General features: G+C 42.5%; 19 protein-coding genes. 8 read left to right on the forward strand and 11 right to left on the reverse strand.

Annotation, left to right across the window (positions count from 1 at the left end; translation table 11 throughout):
- Positions 1–73: 73 nt before the first annotated feature.
- The 9 genes from aroC to KXD93_RS26550 form a co-directional block, all read right to left on the reverse strand.
- A complete protein-coding gene (gene aroC, locus KXD93_RS26510; protein WP_258140553.1) occupies positions 74–1,168 on the reverse strand; it encodes a chorismate synthase in 1,095 nt (364 codons plus the stop codon).
- 75 nt (positions 1,169–1,243) lie between these two features.
- The gene (gene aroA / locus KXD93_RS26515; RefSeq protein WP_258140554.1) at positions 1,244–2,527 is read right to left on the reverse strand and encodes a 3-phosphoshikimate 1-carboxyvinyltransferase; all 1,284 of its coding nucleotides are present in this window, start codon (positions 2,525–2,527) and stop codon (positions 1,244–1,246) included.
- Between the two features lie 95 nt (positions 2,528–2,622).
- Positions 2,623–3,750, reverse strand: a complete 1,128-nt coding sequence (locus KXD93_RS26520) for a chorismate mutase (RefSeq protein WP_258140555.1) — start codon at positions 3,748–3,750, stop codon at positions 2,623–2,625.
- A 149-nt stretch (positions 3,751–3,899) separates the two neighbouring features.
- The gene (locus KXD93_RS26525; RefSeq protein ID WP_258140556.1) at positions 3,900–4,808 is read right to left on the reverse strand and encodes a prephenate dehydratase; all 909 of its coding nucleotides are present in this window, start codon (positions 4,806–4,808) and stop codon (positions 3,900–3,902) included.
- 278 nt (positions 4,809–5,086) lie between these two features.
- Positions 5,087–5,971 carry a PH domain-containing protein gene (locus KXD93_RS26530; protein WP_258140557.1) on the reverse strand — a complete coding sequence of 295 codons (885 nt, stop codon included), beginning with the start codon at positions 5,969–5,971 and terminating at the stop codon, positions 5,087–5,089.
- A gap of 31 nt (positions 5,972–6,002) precedes the next feature.
- On the reverse strand, positions 6,003–6,830 hold the full coding sequence (locus KXD93_RS26535; protein ID WP_258140558.1) for a sugar phosphate isomerase/epimerase family protein: 828 nt from the start codon (positions 6,828–6,830) through the stop codon (positions 6,003–6,005).
- A 121-nt stretch (positions 6,831–6,951) separates the two neighbouring features.
- Positions 6,952–7,848, reverse strand: coding sequence for a sterol desaturase family protein (locus tag KXD93_RS26540; protein WP_258140559.1), 897 nt, complete (start codon positions 7,846–7,848; stop codon positions 6,952–6,954).
- A 60-nt stretch (positions 7,849–7,908) separates the two neighbouring features.
- A complete protein-coding gene (gene aroB / locus KXD93_RS26545) occupies positions 7,909–8,967 on the reverse strand; it encodes a 3-dehydroquinate synthase (RefSeq protein WP_258140560.1) in 1,059 nt (352 codons plus the stop codon).
- Between the two features lie 2 nt (positions 8,968–8,969).
- Positions 8,970–9,176 carry an RNA-binding S4 domain-containing protein gene (locus KXD93_RS26550; RefSeq protein ID WP_258140561.1) on the reverse strand — a complete coding sequence of 69 codons (207 nt, stop codon included), beginning with the start codon at positions 9,174–9,176 and terminating at the stop codon, positions 8,970–8,972.
- A 151-nt stretch (positions 9,177–9,327) separates the two neighbouring features.
- Here KXD93_RS26550 and KXD93_RS26555 point away from each other — a divergent pair, with 151 nt between their 5' ends.
- From KXD93_RS26555 to KXD93_RS26575, 5 genes are all read left to right on the forward strand, one after another.
- On the forward strand, positions 9,328–10,512 hold the full coding sequence (locus KXD93_RS26555; protein ID WP_258140562.1) for a proline dehydrogenase family protein: 1,185 nt from the start codon (positions 9,328–9,330) through the stop codon (positions 10,510–10,512).
- 130 nt (positions 10,513–10,642) lie between these two features.
- The gene (locus KXD93_RS26560; protein ID WP_258140563.1) at positions 10,643–11,035 is read left to right on the forward strand and encodes an HYC_CC_PP family protein; all 393 of its coding nucleotides are present in this window, start codon (positions 10,643–10,645) and stop codon (positions 11,033–11,035) included.
- Between the two features lie 110 nt (positions 11,036–11,145).
- The gene (locus tag KXD93_RS26565; RefSeq protein ID WP_258140564.1) at positions 11,146–12,663 is read left to right on the forward strand and encodes a hypothetical protein; all 1,518 of its coding nucleotides are present in this window, start codon (positions 11,146–11,148) and stop codon (positions 12,661–12,663) included.
- Positions 12,664–12,902: 239 nt separating this feature from the next.
- Complete coding sequence (locus KXD93_RS26570; protein ID WP_258140565.1) at positions 12,903–13,412, forward strand: DUF3347 domain-containing protein; 510 nt, start codon at positions 12,903–12,905, stop codon at positions 13,410–13,412.
- A gap of 26 nt (positions 13,413–13,438) precedes the next feature.
- The gene (locus tag KXD93_RS26575; protein WP_258140566.1) at positions 13,439–13,957 is read left to right on the forward strand and encodes a DUF3347 domain-containing protein; all 519 of its coding nucleotides are present in this window, start codon (positions 13,439–13,441) and stop codon (positions 13,955–13,957) included.
- Between the two features lie 53 nt (positions 13,958–14,010).
- On the opposite strand, the gene KXD93_RS26580 is transcribed toward KXD93_RS26575, so the two are convergent.
- Both KXD93_RS26580 and KXD93_RS26585 read right to left on the reverse strand, forming a co-directional pair.
- Complete coding sequence (locus KXD93_RS26580) at positions 14,011–14,868, reverse strand: alpha/beta fold hydrolase (protein WP_258140567.1); 858 nt, start codon at positions 14,866–14,868, stop codon at positions 14,011–14,013.
- A gap of 185 nt (positions 14,869–15,053) precedes the next feature.
- Positions 15,054–15,827 carry an HAD-IIA family hydrolase gene (locus KXD93_RS26585; protein ID WP_258140568.1) on the reverse strand — a complete coding sequence of 258 codons (774 nt, stop codon included), beginning with the start codon at positions 15,825–15,827 and terminating at the stop codon, positions 15,054–15,056.
- A gap of 258 nt (positions 15,828–16,085) precedes the next feature.
- Between KXD93_RS26585 and KXD93_RS26590 the strand changes: the two genes are divergently transcribed.
- The 3 genes from KXD93_RS26590 (at position 16,086) to KXD93_RS26600 (ending at position 21,129) form a co-directional block, all read left to right on the forward strand.
- A complete protein-coding gene (locus KXD93_RS26590; protein WP_258140569.1) occupies positions 16,086–16,475 on the forward strand; it encodes a BlaI/MecI/CopY family transcriptional regulator in 390 nt (129 codons plus the stop codon).
- A gap of 23 nt (positions 16,476–16,498) precedes the next feature.
- On the forward strand, positions 16,499–18,583 hold the full coding sequence (locus tag KXD93_RS26595; protein ID WP_258140570.1) for a M56 family metallopeptidase: 2,085 nt from the start codon (positions 16,499–16,501) through the stop codon (positions 18,581–18,583).
- A gap of 113 nt (positions 18,584–18,696) precedes the next feature.
- A complete protein-coding gene (locus KXD93_RS26600; RefSeq protein ID WP_258140571.1) occupies positions 18,697–21,129 on the forward strand; it encodes a TonB-dependent receptor in 2,433 nt (810 codons plus the stop codon).
- Positions 21,130–21,294 lie beyond the last annotated feature (165 nt).

Genomic DNA, 21,294 nt, shown 5'->3' on the forward strand with positions numbered 1-21,294 from the left:
AGATTAAAGCTAAAAGCTTTAAGAGGAAAATCCGACGAACTAAAAGAATCTTTCTACTTTTCGCTTTAAGCTTTTAGCTCAATATTGAATTGCGGTTCCTTAGCCAGTGATCCGCCAAAACCAGCGCAGCCATTGCCTCAACAATAGGCACTGCGCGCGGCACCACACATGGATCGTGTCGGCCTTTGCCGGAGATCTCTGCGGCATTTCCCTGGCTGTCTATTGTTGCCTGGTTGTGCATAATGGTAGCCACCGGTTTAAAGGCCACAGTAAAGGCAATCGGCATACCGTTACTGATGCCGCCTTGGATACCGCCTGAGTAATTAGTAAGCGTACCAACCTCACCCGAAGAGTTTTTTATAAAGATGTCGTTATGCTCCGAGCCGCGCATTTCGCTACCCGCAAAGCCAGAGCCATATTCAAAGCCGTGTAAGGCGTTAATACTCAGCATTGCCTTACCTAAATCGGCATGCAATTTATCAAACACCGGCTCACCAAGGCCAACCGGGCAATTTAATATATGACAGTTCACCTTGCCGCCAACGGTATCACCCTGTTTACGGATAGAATCAATATATTCGATCATTTCCTCGGCAGTAGCCGGATCGGCGCAGCGAACTATATTTTTCTCCCGTTCATCTATAAATTCCTGTGCATTTTTTATCTCCACATTGGGCGCATCAATTCTGCCTACGCTGCTCACATGCGCGACAATTTCGATACCCTGCGTTTTTAAAAGCAATTTTGCTATGGCACCCGCCGCGACGCGGGCTGCGGTTTCTCGGGCGGATGAACGGCCCCCGCCCCTATGGTCGCGGATACCATATTTTGTTTGATAGGTATAATCAGCGTGCGATGGACGGAACACATCCACATTATGGGTATAATCCTTTGAACGTTGGTCTTCATTAGGGATCAGCATGGCAATAGGCGTACCTGTGGTTTTACCCTCAAAAATCCCCGAAAGGATCTTAACTGTATCGCTTTCCTTACGCTGTGTAGTGATTTTTGACTGCCCCGGCTTGCGTTTATCCAGTTCACCCTGGATATACTCCATGTCGATCTCCAGTTGCGCCGGACAGCCATCTATTATTACCCCAATAGCTTCGCCGTGCGACTCGCCAAAAGTTGTGATCCTGAATAATTGTCCGAATGAATTGCCTGCCATAAGCCCCTAACCCCTAAAGGGGAATAAAATTTAGTAAATGTATTAATTAGTTATCAAAGAAATCCTGCTCCCCCTTTAGGGGGCTGGGGGGATAAATCCCACCTTCTCCAAATCCGTCCAAAACGCCGGGTACGATTTTTCAACCACGTCAGCGTCTTCAACTTCAACCTGCGGGATCAACAGGGCCAGCGGCGCAAAGGCCATCGCCATACGGTGATCGTCGTACGTGTTGATAAAAACGTGCTCAGGGATCTGTTTTTCACTGCAATCAAGTTTATAAACCTGACCTTTTTCAATCAGCTTCACTCCTATTTTGGCCAGCTCATTTTGTAAAGCTTTTATACGATCTGTTTCCTTTATTTTTAAAGTTTCCAATCCCGTAAACGTAGCTTCATGACCTAATGCCGCACAAACCACAATAATGGTCTGAGCCAGGTCTGGGCATTCCTTTAAGTCAAAGATCTTTCTTGCAAGCGGTTTTGCTTCCTTTTGCAGGTAAACGCCGCCATCCTTAAACTGGGAGGTTATCCCAAAGTTGGCCATGATCTCAGTGATCACACTATCGCCTTGTAAGCTATATTGTGTTAATCCCGGCAAAAACAATTCTGCCTCGTCAGCTAACGCAGCTATTGCGTACCAGTATGATGCTGCGCTCCAATCCGGTTCAATATAAATTGAAGTGGGCGCAAATTCCTGGTTTTGTATAGCAATAACATTGTCATTCCAGGCATGTTGAATACCTGCCGATTGTAGCATGGCCAGCGTCATTTCCACGTAGGGGCGCGATGTTAGGTCACCCTCAATGTGTAGCTCCAAACCCAAAGGCAGCCGGGCAGCTATAAGCAATAATGCAGTGATGTACTGGCTGCTTATATTTCCTTTTATACTGACCTTATTAGATTGCTGCGCTAAGCTGCCTTTTAGTTTTATTGGCGGGAAGCCTTCGTTTTCTACGTACTCAATTTGCGCACCCAGTTCACGCAATGCCTCTACCAATATCCCTATCGGGCGCTGTTTCATTCGTTCGCTGCCGGTTAGTATCACTTCTTCATTCTGCAATGTTAAAAATGCAGTTAAAAAGCGCATAGCTGTACCTGCCGGACCGATATTGATTAGTCTTAAGTCCTGAGTCTGAAGTCCGGAGTCATTTGGTTTTTGACTTAAGACTTTCGACTCCAGACTCAGGACTTCCGCCAAAGTAACCGCATCCGCAGCATCTGAAATATTTTCAACTTTTACCTTACCACCGCTAAGCGCTTCAATGATCAAAGCGCGGTTACATTCACTTTTTGAACCGGTGAGTTGTACCGTGCCTTTTACAGTTTTGCCGTTTTTGGTAAGGGTGATGTTATGTTTCATTAAAATATATTCCTGTAGAGACGCAATATCTTGCGTCTCTGTATATAATATCCTGTTCAAGAGACGCAAAGTATTGCGTCTCTACGGAGTTTGGTTTATGCGTGCGTTAACTTATCTGCCGCCTGGCCTGCTTCGTCCTTGTTCATTATCTCGGTTTGTTTACGGATAGATTCAGCATGGATCAATTCCAGCAATTTCTCGGTAAACTCTGCGCTTAATTTTAACGCCTTGCCGTAGTTAACGCCTTTTCTCAGGATCTCGTCCCAGCGGTTAACCTGCAAAATGGTAATATTGTTATCTTTTTTGTAGTTACCAATCTGCTCAACAATATTCATACGCTCAGACATTTTCTGGATCACCAAATCATCAATTTTATCGATCTGGTTACGCAGTTCTTCCAGCTTATCCTTAACCTCTGCATTGCGAACCTCTGGTTTACGAAGGGTTAAATGCTCAATGATTTCAGCTAAAGCTTTTGGAGTAACCTGTTGTTTAGCATCTGTCCAGGCAACAGTTGGATCGATGTGTGATTCGATCATTAATCCCTGCATATCCAGGTCAAGCGCTTTTTGCGAGATGTAGCCAATCAGATCGCGGTTACCAGTAATATGGCTTGGATCGTTGATCATAGGTAATTCAGGTGCAAGTGTTTTCAGGCTGATAGCCAAATCCCACATTGGTTCGTTACGAAACGCGCTTTTTTCGTGCGATGAAAATCCACGGTGAATAGCTGCTAACTTCGTGATACCTGCATTATTGATCCGCTCCAAAGCGCCAACCCATAATGAAAGATCGGGATTTACCGGATTTTTAACCATCACCGGTACATCAACGCCGCGTAAAGCGTCAGCAATTTCCTGTACGGTAAAAGGGTTAACGGTTGAACGTGCGCCAACCCAAAGAATATCAACACCTGCCTTTAAAGCTTCCTCAACGTGCTTTGCAGTAGCAACTTCAACCGCAGTTGGCAAGCCGGTTTCTTCCTTAGCGCGTTTTAACCATTGCAAACCAATGCTGCCGATACCTTCAAATTCTCCGGGGCGGGTACGTGGTTTCCAGATTCCCGCACGTAATGCTGATACCTTACCGGTTTTTGCTAATAAATGCGCGGTTGCTACCAACTGATCTTCAGTTTCTGCACTACACGGACCTGCAATTAATAGTGGCTCGCTGCCGGTTTTAATCCAGGAACTTAATGGTTGTATGTTTAAATTCAGTTTCATCTTGTTTTGTTTTTGTCCGGAAGTCCGGAAGATTAATTTTTAATTTATTTTAATTATTTGTTTTTGGCTCTTTTAATTCAGATATCCGGCGTCAGATATCTTTTTTGTCTTTCGGACTTTCCGACTTTCGGATTTTCCGACTCCTCCTCTCAACTCATCTTTTTCATATTTATATATGTCCTCGGCACTCTTTCGCCCTTTACTGTTTTGGGGAGCTTTTCATTCTCTTCATCATGCCTTTCATATTCGCCCAGGATATTGAAATTGTGGGTATATTTCAGGATCTGCCTTATGGCAGTATCATATTGCTTAGTCTCTTCCCACTCCACATCTACATAAAAATTATATTCATTGCGTTTACCCAAAATCGGCATACTCTGGATCTTGCTCATGTTCAAGCTTTGCTCAGCAAAAATATTCAGCACCTTTGCCAATGCACCAACCTTGTTGCTTACCTGGAAACACAACGATGCTTTGTTAGGGTTTTTCTTAGTCACGTTTTCATGATGGGTAAGGATCAGGAAACGGGTAAAGTTTTTTTTGTTCGATTCTATGCGGCGTTCCAAAACGTCCAGTCCGTAAAGTCTTGCCGCTAAGGTGTTAGCAATAGCAACCGTATCCGTAAGCTGTTCATCACGGATGCGTTTGGCGCAGGCAGCGGTATCATTACTCTCAACAATATTCAGGTGAGGGTATTCATCAAAGAAATCAACACACTGGCGGATGGCTATAGGGTGCGAGGTTACATATTTTATATCCTCGAACTTTACACCTGGCAATGCCATTAGATGAAGCTGGATAGGCAGGTAAATTTCGCCTACAACCGGGAACGCATAACTTAACAACAGCGAGTAGTTTGGCAAAATGCTGCCGGCAATGCTATTTTCGATAGCCATTACCACATAATCGGCCTTTTTGTCCTTCAATGCCTCGAATGTTTGCTTAAAGGAGTTGCACTCGATGGTCTGGATATCTTCGCCAAAATATTTCAGCGCGGCCTCTTCATGGAAGGAAGCGCGAATTCCCTGTATTGCAACTCTCAATTGTTCAGTCTTCATAAATCCCTTTTAAAGCAAAAAGTCCCGGTTTTTGGCCGGGACTTTTCAGTTTCTTATATGTTTGTTATCGCATATTAGTCCCGGCTCTTACTGGTAAAGTAAAAGTAGTAACCATAAAAATATGCGCTGTTAAATTTCATTTGTTTTTTATTTCGATGTAAATGTACAGGTAAAAATGGTATTGTCAATAGAAAATTTTATTTTTTTGATTTTTAGTAGGCCAAACAGAATTTTATTTGGAAAAACACCAATAAAACTTCTCCGCAAGCGCGAATATTTTACAAAACCGACAACATACCTTTTTTTGCAGCAGTAAATGGGATCACCGGGTTATCCATCCCATCCGTAAACTTAGTGCGAAAAGCCGAGGATGAGATCAGCATATTTGTAAATTTTATACTGCTGCCATCCTTAAAGTTTATTGCATAAGCCTCTACAAAATTGGGGTTCCTTGATCCCTTATGTTCGTAGGTAACAATTTCGCTGATGTCCATTTTATTATAAGTTTTTATTTCCTGCTGATTGTATCCAAACGAGAAAACATCATTCCCTTTTGATATTTGCAGGTAGTTATCCCTGTTGATTATCGCGTTGCAATAAATTTTACCAAGTATAAAATAATAAAAAGCCGATAAAACTACGAGCGGCAAACGTACATACCATCGTGTATTGGTGGCAAACACGGAAGCATCGGCTACGACAAAGAATACTCCATATAAAAGCATAAAACCCGTCAGCATTATTATGCGCCACAGCTTCTCCCGGTATTCAAAGTAATTGGTAACGAAATGTGCCTGGTTACCAATGTTGAATATGTGTTTTTCAAAATCCTTTAATTCTATCTCGCTGTTAAAAAAATCAGCGACTATTTTAAGCACGTCCACCTTTTCAATTACATGATATTCATATAAATGATTATCATTATCAAGGTAATACAGGCAGAATTTGCCATTAAAATACAGCCCAATCTTCAAATAATTCACATACTCATCCTGTATGGTTACCGATGGACCGGTTAATTGAATATCCGTTAAAGTTCGTTCATCGTCCCAGGGGAAAGTCTTAACGAGTTCGATCGTTTCATCAAGGGTTCTTACCTTCTCGTCGGAAAACTCACCTTTTTCGTAGGTCTTATGTTGCAGTTTGGATATAAATTCAGGCATTTAGGGGAACTAAAAAGCTAATATAAATTTATTACTTACCTGAAATATCTGCATAACGCCACTTCAGCATATCCTTCATATATAAATTAATATCCCATTGATTGGCAACCGGCATTTTTGTGTACGGTAATGCCGGCATATAAGGTGCAGGCCCGAATTCCGGCGAGATTGTCATTAGCTGCGCACCGCCTTCCATGCGATATTTTACAATGTCGTCCCACCAGCTTAGGTGTGCTTCTAACTCCTCAACCCATTCGTCAGCCCGGGGATCGGAAACCTGGGCTGACTCCGCATGCCCAACCCTGGCATGGATATGTACAGTGCGGGTTACAGCTAAGTCAACCGCCTCCTGCTGTTGTACCAATAAGCTTTCAGACACGTTGCACCAATGCGAAAAATCGGCGGTGATCACTATATCAGGATTAGCGATCAGCAGATCCTTAGTTATATGTGCTGCAAACAACGCCTTGTTTCGGTGGGTTTCATGGGCTACAACGATCCCGGTTTGCTTTGTTATTTCGGTGGCAATTTTAAAAAGCTCACTGTTTTGTTCAGCCGTAAAGTAATCCTTCCCGGTTTGCGAGTCGATAAATAAGGGCTTTAACGAGGTTAAATATTCCAGGTGCTTTTTTAAGCTCGCCTTATGCTGCTCAAAATCCCTTTCGAAAGATTGATAATATTGCGCGATCAATAAAAGCCCGTACTTATCCAGGGCTTCAAAGATCTGGGCCCGTTCAGTATCGTCAAAGGGGATCGGCGCTTCTACACCATCGTAACCTGCTGCTTTTACTTTGGCACAGAAAGCGTCCCAGGCAATATGCTCAGAACCCCATTTCGGACAAAAAAACTTGATTTGCATAAATAAATAGTTTCGTCAAACATCAACAAAAATTAATTGAACTATGGTAAAAACTAATTGAAATTTCGGATCAAGATAATGGGGCTACTTCTACACCGTTGAAACAGCGCTGAATAGAGGGCTACTTTACAGTTTGATTTTCCCACTCCCTTTGCAATACCCTCGCCGTTTGTGTACTTCCATCATGACTCCACCCCGGCGGATTTATAAAATATTGCAGTTTTGCTTTCAATGTAGGCGCCTTCCGTACATCTGCTAATAAAGCTTTCCATTCATGAAAAAGTATGTTCACCGGCCCAAGATCATCCGGTTGATGGGTTAAGCCATATTTCACCGGTTCAGGCAGGTTTTCCGCGCGGAATGTGCCGAACATCCTGTCCCAGATGATTAAAACCATGCCCATATTTTTATCAAGATAGGGAACATTTGAAGCGTGATGCACCCGGTGGTGCGACGGCGTAACAAATATTAGCCCGTACCATTTTGGCAGCGGCACATTATATTGCGTGTGTACCAGGTTACCATAAAGTTGGGTTATCAAATAAGCATATAGGATATCAACGGCATTGAAACCCATAAAAGCAAGCGGCAGGTAAAAAAACACCCGGTAAAGCGGCTCAAAAACGGTAGAACGAAAACCGGTTGTGAAATTAAAATGCTCGCTGGAATGGTGTGTTACGTGAATGGCCCAAAACAGGCGGCAGTAATGCCCGGTATAGTGCAGCGCCCAGTATAAAAAATCCTGCACAACAACCAGCACAAACCAATAAAGGATAGCGTTATGAATTTCAAAAAGCCTGAAATGCCAGGCATAATTTAAAATGAAAAATGTGCTGCCGCCAACAGCAAGATTCAACAAAAAAGCAAGTGCAGTTAAATAAATATTGGTAAAAGTATCCCGTTTATCATAGTATTGGCGATTTTCGCGGTAGCTGAACCACATTTCGAGCACTGTCATTACCACCAGTAAACCTACCAGTAGCAGTGCTGTTTCTTGTCTAATGTCGGGGTGAAACATTTTTATTTCGAATGCAGGATGTTAAAATAGCACGGTTTAATTTATACCCTAATTTCAATGTTACAAGTTTGCATAATAGGATAAACTCTCACAAAGTTCGGCATCTGTGCAAATATTATCAAGGCTGCATTGACCAATACTTGTCAATAGCGTGCAATTTATTTTACCGTTCTGGTTCTTCTTATCCTTCAACATAATTGAACACAGCGTTTCAAAATTTGCATTGGCCAGGCTATACTTTGGATAAAGATCGCCAATTACCTTGACAATCTCATTTAAATCTTCGCTACTTAACCCGGCTTTCTTGTGCGACAGATAAGCCTCGCAGATCATTCCCAGCGCTATAGCCTCGCCATGTGTAAGCGGGTTTTTATCGTTTATCAGTGAGTTAGTTTCAACGGCGTGGCCAATGGTATGGCCAAAGTTCAGCGCTTTACGGATCCCGTGTTCTTTTGGATCTTCAGTCACAACGTCATTCTTAATCTCAACCGAACGATAGATCAGTTCAGCCGATGGCGCGCTCAGATCGCTATTTTTTAAAGCTTCCCAATATGCGGCGTCCATTATAAGGCCATGCTTCAGCATTTCTGCCACACCAGAGAGTACTTGCCTTTCCGGCAAGGTCTTCAAAAAATCATTAGAAATAAACACCGCCTTAGGCATGGTGAACGTGCCGATGATGTTCTTAACATTATCAAGGTCGATGCCTGTTTTACCGCCAACGGAAGCGTCCACCTGCGAAAGCAGCGTTGTAGGTATATGTACAAAATCAATCCCGCGTTTAAAAGTTGATGCTGCAAAGCCGCCCATATCAGTGATTACCCCGCCGCCGAGGTTTACCAGCAATGCCTTACGGTCCGCCTCAAAATCTATCAGCATTTTCCAGATCCCAATACAAAAATCGATGGTCTTGCTTTCCTCGCCGGCATTTACTTCGATAATGTCGAAATTTTCATGACCTTCAAATTGCGCCTGGATCAGGGGCATGCAGTGTACCGAGGTATTTTCATCTGTTAAAATGAACGACCGGGAATAATTGCCGGCCTTAATAAACTTTTCAAGCTCGGCTATGCTGTCTTCAAAAAATATGGGGTAGGTATCGCTTTGGATGGTCTTCATAACTAAATAACTCTGATAACTTCGCCACGAAATTCAACTGTATCGCCCTTTTTTACTTTAAGGCGTTTGCGAAAATCAACATGGCCGTTATACATCACTTCGCCCTCTGTTACAACTATTTGCGCCTCGCCGCCGGTTTGCACCAGGTTGGTAGCCTTCAGCAGCTGGATCATTTGGATGTAGTCGCCGGTAACTTTAAATTCTATCATCGGGCAACAAAAATAAACTATTCAATGAATAATGAGATATTTGGTTTGCAATTTATAATTTTGCGCACCGGTTTATATTTCACAGGTCATAGTTTGTGGTTATTTTCTAGTAGCTATGAACTGTTAAATATGAATCATGTACTAACTGACCATGATCGAAAAAAATAACTTATCTTTTGAAAATACGGAGATAGCTTTCCGGCATTCTTCAAATTTCGACCTTAAGCGCGCCTACTGGCTGTTCAGGGTAATCAATGTTAACTTTTTAGTAAAGATAGGACCACCAATAACCAATTTTGCGGTAAAAATCGGCTTGCCTATTAAGGGACTGATAAAGGCTACTATATTTAAACACTTTTGCGGCGGCGAAACCATTGCCGAATGCGATAAAACCATTAAAAACCTGCATAACGGCGGCGTAGGCACCATCCTTGATTACTCGATAGAGGGTGAAGATGATGAGCATGTATTTGATAACACCCGCGACGAGATCATCCGCACCATTGAACGTGCAGCAGTTGACAAAGCGGTGCCGATCACCGTATTTAAGGTTACAGGTGTTGGTCGTTTTTCATTATTGGAAAAGCTTGATGAAAAGGCGCAGCTCAGCATAATGGAGCAGGAAGAATGGGAAAAGGTGCAGGCCCGGGTTATGGCAATCTGCCAAAAGGCCCATGAAACCGGCATCCCGGTAATGATCGACGCTGAAGAAAGCTGGATCCAGGAAACCATTGATATGCTGGCTTTGGATATGATGCACCTGTATAACACCCAAAAGGCCATAGTTTATAATACCTACCAGCTTTACCGTCATGATAAACTGGCATCTATAAAAAATGACCATGCAATTGCCGTTAAAGGTGAGTTTATTTTAGGCGCCAAATTAGTGCGCGGCGCATATATGGAAAAGGAACGCAAGCGTGCAGAAGAAAAAGGTTATCCATCCCCTATTCAGCCTGATAAACAATCGGCAGACAAGGATTACGATGCTTCGCTCGATTTTTGCACTGATCATATCGACACACTTGCCTTTGTAGCAGGCACCCATAACGAAGAAAGCTGCCGTGTACTTGCTGAGCTCCTTGATAAAAAGAAGATCGACCATAAAAATCCGCATGTATATTTTTCACAATTGCTCGGCATGAGCGATAATTTGAGCTTTAACCTTGCCAACGCACAGTATAATGTAGCCAAGTATGTGCCTTACGGACCTATCAAAGCAGTTTTACCGTATTTGTTCAGGCGTGCACAGGAGAATACGGCCATTGCCGGGCAAATGAGCAGGGAGCTGAGTTTGATTGTTAAAGAAGTTAGGAGAAGAAAATTAGTGAAGTAATTCTTCGTAGAGACGCAATATCTTGCGTCTCTGAATATTTTGAATGATCTAAAGAGAGACGCAAAATATTGCGTCTCTACAACAATCTCTCAACAAAATTGTATCTATAAAAAGGTAACTTTGTTTCTGAATGAAAAAGGCCGCTGTTTTATGTATCACCGCATTTTATTTGCTGCTAACAACAGGAATGTTCGTTTGCATGGTACATTGTACAGCCGAAAACCTGGTTAAAGAACCAGCCATGCAAATGGCTAAATCCATGCATCATGACGGTAAGGGTTGTGCGGAAAAAAAGGATTGCGACTGCTGTAAAAAGCATGGGAACTTTGTAATAAAGGAAAACCTAAAGCCAGCTACAGACATTCAGTATTCACAGGCGGCAACCGTTATTCCGCGTTTTGAGATAGCGGGTCTCATTTTGAGTACACCGGTTATTCAAAACAGTTCATGGCACGAGAGCAATGCTCCGCCCAACCGATCGGGCAAAACAATAATTATCCAAAACCAATCCTTCCTTATTTGATTTAAGCATTGGGCCTTCTTCTTTTATGGGCCAGGGGCAAATTGCCTTATTTATAGCTTTAATTAATCAAATCCTTGTAAAGATGGTGCGCCATCTTCAATTACTCTTTTATGAAACACGTAATAACGTTTGTTATTTTGTTTGGGTCGGCATACACCTTATCGGCGCAGCAAAAAATGGATATGAGCGATACCTCCAAACATCATCATATGATGATGAAGGATACGCCGAAATCCAAAATGAAGAAAAAAATGAACATGCCTAAAAAGGACGATGGCATGGGTGGTATGGATATGAGCGATACTTCCAAACATCATCATATGATGATGAAGGATACAGCGAAATCCAAAATGAAGAAAAAAATGAACATGCCTAAAAAGGACGATGGCATGAGCGGTATGGACATGAGCGGCGGCTCCATGGATAAAATGGACATGATGAGCAGCGCACAATCCAAAAATCTGCCCATGAATCGTGACGGCTCCGGTACCAGCTGGCTGCCTGATGCTTCACCCATGTATGCAATTATGCTGCATGGCGGCAAATGGATGTATATGCTGCATGGAAACATCTCGCTACGGTATACCAACCAGGATTTTACCGGGAAGGGCAGCCGCGGTGGCAAAAAGGTTGATGCGCCGAACTGGTTTATGGGCATGGCGCAACGCCCCGTCGGAAAAAATGGCTTGCTGAGCCTCAATTTAATGATGTCATTAGATCCGCTTACCGAGCAGGGCTATGGTTATCCCCTATTGTTCCAAACTGGCGAAAGCTGGCACGGCGTTCCTTTGGTAGACAGGCAACACCCGCACGATTTATTCTCGGAAGTTGCGGCAAATTATACTTACGCATTTTCAAAGAAAACAGACCTGAGCTTATATGTTGGCTACCCGGGCGAGCCGGCAATCGGGCCTGTTGCATTTATGCACCGTCCGTCGGCAATGTCAAACCCCGATGCGCCGATAAGTCACCATTGGTCGGATGCTACGCATATTACCTTTGGGGTCGCCACCCTTGGCTTCAGGTATGATCAGTTTAAAATCGAGGCTTCATCATTTACGGGCAGAGAGCCTGACGAGAACCGCTACGATTTTGATAAGCCGAGATTTGATTCATGGAGTACCCGGCTGGATTATAACCCATCTTCAAATTGGGCGCTGCAGGTTTCGCACGCATTTATCAAAAGCCCTGAAGCATTGGCACCGGAAAAAAATATTTACCGCACCACCGCATCGGCTACTTACAGCCTGCCGTTGGGTATGGATAAAACATTTAATGCAACAGCCTTATGGGGTTTAAACAAAACACCGGGTCACCAGGGCGACAATTCTGCATTACTGGAGGGAGATATCCGTATTAAAAAGTTAGACCTGTATACCCGCTTTGAATTTGTACAGAAAACCACCGAAGAACTGAATTTGAACAGTATTATTTATGGCGATAACACCATATTCCCGGTAAATGCAATAACACTGGGATTTAATTACGATCTGTTTAAAATCGGGCCGTTAAACCTTGCGGCTGGCGGGCAATTAACTTATTACGGACTTGACAGCAAATTAACCAGCCTGTATGGATCAAACCCAATGGGTGGCGAAGTATTTTTGAGGCTTTATCCGCGTTTATAAAAGACGAAAACATCACGCGGAATTGGGCTAAAGCCACTTGCATTTTTGTTTATTTGACCGTCACTTAAAAGTGACGGCAATAAATCTCATTTTTCATTGCCGTTGACTTTAGTCAACGGATAAAATTGAATGAGGAATTGGCTTTAGCCAAATTTGACATCGCACAACTATAAAATAATTAACTTTGTGTTGCACTTGATTTTCAACCAACTGCAACACTTAAATTAACAACCAAAATCATGAAAAATTTAAAAGTAATTACCCTGACAATAGTACTGGCACTTTGCACAATACTTACCAATGCCAAACCAGCCCCTGCCGGTTTTATAGACAAGATCACCAATGCTTACCTGGATGTTAAAAATGCGTTAATAAGCGGTGACGGGAACGCGGTAAAATTAAAGGCCGCAGAATTACTGAAGGATCTGTCGACCATACCAGATAAAAGCCTGAACCCTGCTCAACAGGCGATATTGCAAAAATACCAAACCAAGCTACTTTTCGACAGCCGCCACATGAGCGAAACTACTGTTATTGATCATCAGCGTGAACATTTTGCCAGCTTATCGCAAAACATGTATTCGCTTTTAAAAGGTGTGAAATTGAATACAGCTACAATTTACCAGGAATATTGCCCAATGAAAAAAGCTTATTGGTTAAGTGAGAGTAATGAGATAAAAAATCCGTATTTTGGCAGTAAAATGCTGGATTGCGGTAAAGTGACAGAAACTTTGGCACCGGCTAAATAAACCGGCCTTGTCAATGATCTGTAACTATGCTCAAAAATAAAACAATCTTATTTGCACTTTTGGTGACATTGTGCACATTGAATCTGCGTGCACAAAACCATGGTTCAAAAAACAACATCGATACGCTTGTTAATAGCTACATGGCTATTAAATCTGCATTGATCGCAAATAACGGAACAGCGGCCCATTATAAGGCAAACGAGATGTTCAATATTTTGAAGTCGCAGCCGGATAAAGGTCTGTCAAAAGATCAGCGAAAAGTATTGATAGATTATATAGACCGGTTACTGGACGACGGCCGGCTAATAAATGAAAGCACCGATGCTGATGAGCAAAGGGTTCATTTTGCAACCCTTTCGAAAAATATGTATCATCTTTTAAAGGGACTTAAAGCAAATACTTATCCTATTTATGAGCAATACTGCCCGATGAAAAAGACTTATTGGCTAAGTAAGAAAAAGGTTATTGAAAATCCATACTACAACGATTACAGCAAAATGCTGAATTGCGGAAACGTGACAGAGACGTTAGCACCGGCGAAGTAGTTCTTCTTCCATAAAACTTACGAAGCTTTCGAGCTTCGTAAGTTTTACCAAAGTTATATACTCTTTATAATCGCCTCTAAATCCTTATTAAACTCCACAGGAGTCTCCACCATTGGAAAATGTCCCACCCCATGTATAAACTTCACCTGGTAGGGAATCTTATTGGCCCTAAGACCAGTGGAAATTGTAAGCGTTACATCGCTGTTGATCAGGTAAAGCTTCTTTTTTGAAACGATGAGCTGCTTAACTTCATTAAAATCATTCATCATCATGCAGGCAGTTGCTATGGTTGTATCAGCCTTAGCCACATCAGCAAGGATCCGCGTCTTGATTGAATCGGGAGTTGTTTTCGAGAAAAGATCCTGGTTAAAATAGTCGGTTGCTACCTTTTTGAAGTTATGCTTCAGCTGACCGATCACCTGGTCGTATTCGGCGCTGTCCTTTTTTGTGGGGATGGCACTGTTAACACCTTTAAAATTATCAACCCCAACTAAACCGATGACCTTGTCAGGAGCATTAACGGCTGCCTGTAAAACAATATCGCCGGCCATGGAGTGCCCGACGAGGATCACATTCTTTAAACTCAATTGGGCAATCACCGAATCGACATCCCGGCCGTAAGTTTCCGGCGTCCACACCGTCCGATTTTTACCCGATTGGCCAAATCCCGGCAGATCAATGGTAACCACCCGGTATCTGTTGCTGAAATAATTTACCTGGTTGGCCCAATAGCTCCTGTTTAAACACCAGCCGTGCACCAAAAGCAATGTGGTATCGCCTTTGCCTGTGTCAGTGTAGGCGATATTAACCCCCTGGTCAGAAATTTTCTTATGCTGATTTGGGGATTTTTGACTACAGGAAATCTGTATCGCTGTGATAACAAAAAAAGCAACAATGATAAATGGTTTCATAAAGTTTGGTTTTATTTGTAGTAAATATCTTATTATAAGACTATTACAGCCAGTAATTTAACAAACTTTAACGGTGTTAGAGATCAGAGACTGGAGATTAGGCAAAAAGCTTGATATTGGCATTCTCACTGACCTCTGGCCTCTAATCTCTATTCACTAATTCACTAATTCACTAATTCACTAATTCACCACCACTTCAATGGGAACTCAATCGAATCCACCGAGCTAACGATCATATCGGGTTTAAAAGCATAGTGGCCGAGGTATTCTTTTTTCGCAATGCCGGATAACACCAGGATTGTTTTATAGCCCATTTGCACACCACCCTGGATATCTGTTTCCATAGTATCGCCAACAACAGTTGTTTCTGCTGTTTCCAACCCAAGGTATTTCCGTGCTGAGCGCATCATTACCGGGCTTGGCTTGCCGGTTACAAACGCCTTGCGACCGGTTGCTTCCTCTATCATTGCTGTAGTAGCTGCAATACCCAAATTGTTCCAGCCGGGTTTTTTTGGCGATGGGTCACGATTCGTGGTGATGAACTTTGCGCCGGCTAATATCATATCTACGGCACGCTGTACCATTTCAAGGGTAAAATTCCTACCCTCTCCCAATACAACAAACTCAGGATCCGAATCAACGAGGGTGATCCCGTTTTCGTGCAGTGAGCTGAGCAAACCACCTTCGCCTAAAACGTAAGCAGTGCCGCCGGGTCCCTGGTCGCCGAGGAATTTACCGGTTGCCATTGCGCTGGTGTAAACATGTTCTTCGGTTACTTCAATACCCAGCCTTTTTAACTTACGTACTGCTTCTAAGCGTGTGCGCTGGCTGTTATTGGTCATAAAAGTAAACGGTATATTATTTTCCAGGAGCTTGGCGATAAACTTATCGGCACCCTGTATCAGGTCCTCACCGCTGTATATTACGCCGTCCATATCTATCAAAAGTCCGTGTTTCATAGGTTTTGTTTTCATTATCAAATCAGAGAACTATTTAGTCCTCTATAGTACCAAAGATAGGATTATGCTTTACAACAGTAAAAATATCACACCAAAAATGATTTAATATTGATAAGTTAACACGAAAATGTATAACAGGTTAAATTAATAGCAATCTTCCATATTATTTAAATGCTTTCTCAATAGCATTTGGATCAATTTTAAATTTTTTAACATAATATTTGTTTCGTACGAAATTTTTTCTACCTTTGATTTGTGATGAATATAAAGGATCAAAATAAGCAGCTGGAGCCCACCAAATCGGAGTTGGAGATACTACAGGTATTGTGGGAGATCGGGCCATCAACGGTTCGCGATGTCAACAGCGAACTGCTGAAGCAAAAGGACGTAAACTATACCACTACCCTAAAGTTGATGCAGATAATGGCCGACAAAGGGATCCTTGCCCGCGATGAAAGCCAGATGAAGCATATTTATAGCGTTGCCGAAGATGAGCAAAAAACAAAGGCCCACCTGCTTGATAAGTTTGTGGACTCGATGTACAAAGGCTCGGCCAGCAAGCTGGTGATGCAGCTGATCGGCAATAAAAAAACCTCGCAGCAGGAGTTGCAGGAAATTAAGGATATGTTAAAGAAATTAGAAGAATAACGGACCATTTAAAGTTAAAGGTTATGGACTTTTCAATAGTAAAACTGTTCCCGGATAATTTGATAAAGGCGCTTTGCGACACCCTGATCCATTCGTTATGGCAGGGGCTTGTGCTTGCTGCGTTAACCGGGTTGATTGTGATGTTTACCCGTAAATCATCCCCGGCAAGGCGCTATAATTTACTGATAACCGCGCTTGCTTTATTCGCTGTTGGTACGGTATGTACCTTTTTCATCACCCTAAACAATGTTCCGGCTAAAGCTCCATCGGCGGTTACATATGGTCACAATATTGTTTATAAAATACAGGTTGCTCCGACACATTACATCGCGCCGATTCATCAGCTATCCTTTACAGATAAGATCATAAGCTTTTTTAACAGTAATGCCAATACCATAGTACTCATCTGGTTTATGATTGTATTTGCACGTTGTTTGCAATTGGCAACCGGTTTACAGGGCATTTACTACCTGCGCCACAAAAATGTATTTAAGGTGGGTGAACGCTGGGAAAACCGTGTGCAGCAACTGGCACAAAGCTTAGGCATCAGTCGCATGGTTAACATAGCAGAATCTGGCATCGCAAAGGTGCCGATGGTGATCGGGCATTTAAAGCCATTAATATTAATTCCCGTTGGTTTGCTTACCGCTATCCCCACTGATGAAATTGAAGCCATACTGATCCACGAGCTGGCGCATATCCGCCGGTCGGACTACCTTGTTAATATTTTGCAAAGTTTAATGGAGATTGTTTTCTTCTTTAATCCCGCCGTATTGTGGATCTCAGCGCTGATAAAAACCGAACGGGAAAACTGCTGTGATGATATCGCCGTTGCACAAAGCAGCAGCAAGGTTAACTACATCAAAGCGCTGGTATCATGCCAGGAGTATAACGTGGCCTCCCCTGCCTATGCCATGGCGTTGAAGGGAAATAAATCGCATTTAAAAGATCGTGTTACCCGCATCATCTCAAATAACAACCACTCACTAAACCGGGTGGAGAAATCTCTATTGGCTATTTGCCTTGTAACTGCCGGGCTATTTACCGCTGCCTTTACAAACGCCGAAAAGATCAATAAACTGGTAACAAATACCGCTAAGTCAATAATACATACAGTTAGCCCTGCTAAAAAGGTAGCCGCAAATGACAAACAAGATATAAAAACCATCGCTGCCAAAACCGACACCACAACCAGGGGAAAACTGCGGATCTACCGTTCTGACGAATTTGGAAACAGCACAATATTCGAGGGGCCTAATTATTCTTACACTACCCGGATTTGGAAGGATAACGACATTATATACCAGCTTAACTATAAAAACAACGCATTGGCTTCAATGCAGGTAAACGGAAGAACTATTCCGTCGAACAAAATAGGTAACTATCAGCCAATAATAAACCAGATCCAGAATAAATTTAAAGCGAATGACGCTAATATTGCGGACAATACCGCAACACAAGAGCAAGAACCGACCGACGAAAAGACAAATGGTGTTTCTAAAGATTATCGCCTTGGAAAACTCTCTAAAGAAGACTTAGCAGCTAAACTGGATTCTATCAACCAAAAAATAAAAGCCGATCACCAGCGTCTTGATGGCTCACTTGGGAAGTTAAACGCCCAAAGCAAACTTAACTTACAGGGAGACGTGGCGATAGCCGATTCAGTAAATCAACAATATAAATTATCAGCTCAGCAATATAAAAAGGCTGCACTAAGTGGCGAATGGACAAAAAAACCGATTGCTCCATATCAGCCAAAGTCCGCTTATGGCACACCGGTAAAACCTTATGAGCCGAAAGCTCCATACAATCCAAATTCACCCAATTACAAACCTTACACAAAGGTAACTGACGACGAAAGACGCGATAAAATCATCAGAGAGATGATTACCGATGGCATTATTCAAAGCAAGGATAACCTTTCATTTAAAATAAGCACGTCAGAATTTATCGTTAATGCCAAAAAACAGCCCGATGAAGTTTACCAAAAGTACCGGGAAAAATATGTAAAAGCTGTAGGCAAGGGCAGCGGCGAATGGTCATGGCTTTACAATTACGATACCGACGCCAAACGGGAAAGTAATACCGTGGTAGACAAATCAAACTAATCTATTCAAGTAATTAAACATCTATTTTTTCACATAACCATTGTGGACAGGGATTCCTGTGTCCAAATTAAAACAAATCACAACAACAACTTAACCACCAAATAGTCACACTTATGAAACTGAAAATAACGGCTTTTTTAGCCGCATGGCTCACTATTGCCTCAACTTTTGTATATGCCCAGCAAGGCCTGAAAATATCAGGTAAAATTACCGGCGACGGCAAGCCCCTTGATGGCGCCACCGTTTACCTTAAACGGGCTGCGGATTCCGTACTGATAAAAACAGCTTTGGCCGATGCATCAGGCAATTTCGTATTCGAGAATCAAAAGAAAGGGAATTATAAGCTTACGGTTACTATGATTGGTTACCAGCTTTATAACAGCGCAACGTTTCAACTGGATTCAAGTAAAACGTTACCAACTATCGCCCTAAAACAAACCGGAACAACTTTACAGGGGGTAACCATAACTTCACAAAAACCATTAATTGAACATAAAATAGACAGGACAGTGGTAAACGTTGACGCCCTGATCAGCAATGCAGGTTCAACCGCATTGGATGTTTTAGAGAAATCGCCAGGGGTTTTGGTGGATGACAATGGCGCTATCAGCCTGAAGGGCAAGGGCGTTCAGGTTTTTATCGATGACAAGCCGAGCTATTTATCGGGTGCTGATCTGGAAAGTTATTTACGTTCACTTGCCTCATCGTCTATCGACCAGGTGGAACTGATGAGCAACCCTCCCGCCAAATACGATGCGGCAGGCAACGGCGGTATTATCAACATCCGCACAAAAAAATCTAAGCAAAAGGGGTTCAACGGTAACTTAAACCTGGGCTGGTCGCAGGGGAAATATGGTAAAACCAATAACAGTTTTAATTACAACTATCGCAATAATAAACTGAACATCAACGGCCGCTTTGGTTACAACACCAATAATAATTTTAACGACTTGGATATCAACCGTCATTTTTTAAATCCGGATGGCAGCATTGCTTCTAACTTTTTGCAGAATTCCTTTATCCGCAGGACATCCCAATCATACAGCGGAAAGGTTGAGGCGGACTATTATGCGTCCGACAAAACAACCTGGGGAGTTGAGTTTGACTACATGGTACGCCCGTCCGATGAAAACACTATCGCGACAAGCAGGCTGCTTAATTCCCAAAATGTTTTGGATTCAACTATCATTGCCAATAACAAGCAACATTACAACTTTAAAAATGGCGGAATGAATGTAAATTACCGGCACCAGTACGACAAAAACGGCAAGGAGCTGAGCGCGGATTTTGATTATATAAACTACCGGAATACCAGCAATCAATCGTTCGACAACAAAACTTACTTGCCTGATGGCACCATGGTTAACCCCGATTTACTTACCGGCAGCCTGCCCGCCGATATTCAGATCTTTGCCTTAAAGGCAGATTATGCGCAACCGCTGCGTAATGGCATAAAACTGGCCGGCGGCGCAAAATCAAGCTATACTAGGACCAATAACATTGCCGACTATTTTTATACTGCAAATGATATAACCACCCCCGACTATACTAAAACTAATCATTTTATTTACCATGAGAATATAAATGCAGCCTACATTAATGCAAATAAAGATTTTAAAAGGTTTTCTATCCAGGCAGGGTTACGCTTTGAAAACACATCCTCAACAGGGCACCAATTAGGCAATGTGCAAAAGCCGGATTCCGTTTTCAAACGGGATTATAACGCGCTATTCCCAACCCTATACCTGCAATACAAGTTGGACACTGCGGGTAAGCAATCGATAAGCCTCAATTACGGCAGGCGGGTTGATCGCCCTTATTACGAGGACCTGAACCCGTTCTTATCACCGATAGATAAGTTCACTTATTATACCGGTAACCCGTTTTTAAAGCCATCGTATACCAACAACGTTGAACTATCATACACCTGGGGACATATAACAACCGAGTTTAGCTACAGCAAAACTAGGGATGCTGTTGATGAAACCATTGAAATTGTTGATGGGATTTATTATAGTCGCCCGGGTAATATTGGCAGCACGGTAAACAAAACCATAACCATTGATGCCAGTTTTGAACCTGCCAAATGGTTTAATTTCCATTTGTTTGGTTTTGTGCAAAACATCCATACCGTCAGCGCATTTTATACCGGTACGCTGGATACAAAAGGTACCTTCTTTTTCATCCGCCCCGTAACTGAGTTTAAGCTTGGCAATGACTGGACCGCGCAACTGGATGGTGGTTACCAAAGTAAAATTACCAATGCACAATTTGTTGCAGGTCACCGCGGGAAGGTTAATACGGGGCTTTCAAAGAAGCTCTCACCAAGCACTACCGTAAAACTGGTAGTAAATGATGTATTCCACACTTTTGTAAACAGCGGAGATATCAACAACCTGGCAAATACCCTTGCGAACTACCGCAACATAAGTGATACCCGTACGGCGGTAATATCCTTAAGCTATCGTTTTGGCAAAACCATCTCCGACCAGCGCAAACATAAAGACGATGCTTCGGAAAGTGAGCAGAATAGGGTGAAGAACTAGGGTTAGTTGATTAGAGGTTAGAGATTAGAGGTTAGGTGAATGGTGAAGAAATTAAGAAGTTCAAAGCGGAGAAAACTTGCGAAGTTTTAAAAACTTCGATTTCTATGATCTATGCAAGTAATTTATGATAATTATTTTCGTATGCTCGATTTTGATTAACGCAGG

Source organism: Mucilaginibacter phenanthrenivorans (assembly GCF_024721155.1).
Lineage (GTDB): Bacteria > Bacteroidota > Bacteroidia > Sphingobacteriales > Sphingobacteriaceae > Mucilaginibacter > Mucilaginibacter phenanthrenivorans.